Origin of the sequence: Pseudomonas sp. NPDC089569 (genome assembly GCF_050280625.1) — a bacterium.
In the GTDB taxonomy this organism is placed as follows: Bacteria; Pseudomonadota; Gammaproteobacteria; order Pseudomonadales; family Pseudomonadaceae; genus Aquipseudomonas.
In genome coordinates, this window is sequence record NZ_JBNNVQ010000257.1 from 1 (window position 1) to 1,525 (window position 1,525).

Annotated in this window: 3 protein-coding genes; all 3 read left to right on the forward strand. The window is 59.2% G+C overall.

What is annotated here, in order from left to right:
- Nucleotides 1–409, forward strand: a 409-nt coding sequence (locus ACQKP2_RS32855) for a cytochrome c oxidase subunit 3 (RefSeq protein ID WP_427582382.1), incomplete at its 5' end; no start/stop codon positions are given.
- Nucleotides 410–745 carry a cytochrome o ubiquinol oxidase subunit IV gene (gene cyoD / locus ACQKP2_RS32860; protein ID WP_427582383.1) on the forward strand — a complete coding sequence of 112 codons (336 nt, stop codon included), beginning with the start codon at nucleotides 410–412 and terminating at the stop codon, nucleotides 743–745.
- Between the two features lie 11 nt (nucleotides 746–756).
- A partial coding sequence (gene cyoE, locus ACQKP2_RS32865; protein ID WP_427582384.1) for a heme o synthase occupies nucleotides 757–1,525 on the forward strand: 769 nt, incomplete at its 3' end.

The window sequence follows — 1,525 nt, forward strand, 5'->3', positions numbered from 1 at the left end:
ACTGGGCGAAACCGCTCTGCTGCTGTTCAGTTCGATCACCTACGGCTTCGCCATGCTGGCGTTCTTCCGTGGTAACAAGACGCAGGTCCTGGGCTGGCTGGCCCTGACCTTCCTGTTCGGTGCCGGCTTCATCGGCATGGAGATCAACGAGTTCCACATGCTGATCTCCGAGGGCTTCGGTCCTAACCGTTCCGGCTTCCTGTCCGGGTTCTTCACCCTGGTCGGTACCCACGGTCTGCACGTGACCAGCGGTCTGATCTGGATGGCGATCATGATGTACCAGGTGCACAAGAAAGGCCTGACGGCGACCAACAAGACCCGTCTGAGCTGCCTGAGCCTGTTCTGGCACTTCCTGGACGTGGTGTGGATCTGTGTATTCACCGTTGTTTACCTGATGGGGACTATGTAAATGGCTAACGCTCATTCCCACGACAGCCACGACGCCGGTCACGGCAGCGTCAAGTCCTACGGCATCGGCTTCATCCTGTCGGTCATCCTGACCCTGATCCCGTTCGGTCTGGTGATGTACCCGACGCTGCCGAAGTCGATCACCCTGATGATCGTCGTCGCGTTCGCCGTCATCCAGGTGCTGGTGCACCTGGTGTACTTCCTGCACCTGGACCGCTCGGCCGCGCAGCGTAACAACGTGATTGCGTTTGTTTTCGCCGCGATCGTGATTGTTCTGCTGGTTGGCTTGTCGCTGTGGATCATGTTCAGCATCCACACGTTCATGATGGCGAAGTGAGGTAGATCCGCATGTCCCTTAAGCACTTTATCCAAATCACCAAACCGGGGATCATTTTCGGTAACGTGCTTTCGGTGGCAGGCGGATTTTTCCTTGCATCGAAAGGGCATGTCGATCTGGCCATCTTCCTGGCCGCCATGATCGGCACGTCCCTGGTGGTTGCCTCCGGTTGCGTGTTCAACAACTGCATCGACCGCGACATCGACCTGAAGATGGAACGCACCAAGAACCGGGTGCTGGTCCAGGGCCTCATCTCCCTGAAACTGGCCCTGGCCTACGCGACCGTCCTGGGCGTTGCCGGCGTTGCATTGCTGTACAAGGTGGCCAACCCGTTGGCCGCCCAGTTCGCCGTCATCGGTTTTGTTATCTACGTAGGCTTCTACAGCCTGTACCTCAAGCGCAAGTCGGTTCACGGCACGCTGGTGGGCAGTCTGTCGGGCGCCATGCCGCCGGTGATCGGCTACGTCGCGGTAAGCAACAGCTTCGACATGGCCGCGCTGACCCTGCTGGTGATGTTCAGCCTGTGGCAGATGCCGCATTCCTATGCCATCGCGATCTTCCGCTTCAACGATTACCTGGCCGCATCGATTCCGGTGCTGCCGGTCAAGCGCGGGATCGAAGTGGCCAAGAAGCACATCCTGATCTACATCCTGGCCTTCCTCGTGGCGACCTTGATGCTGACCTTCAGCGGGTACGCCGGCATGAGCTACCTGGCCAGGCCTGATTGGCAACGTCGGCCAGGCCAACTACTCGGCGGCCAAGCTGGGTATCGCCGGCCTG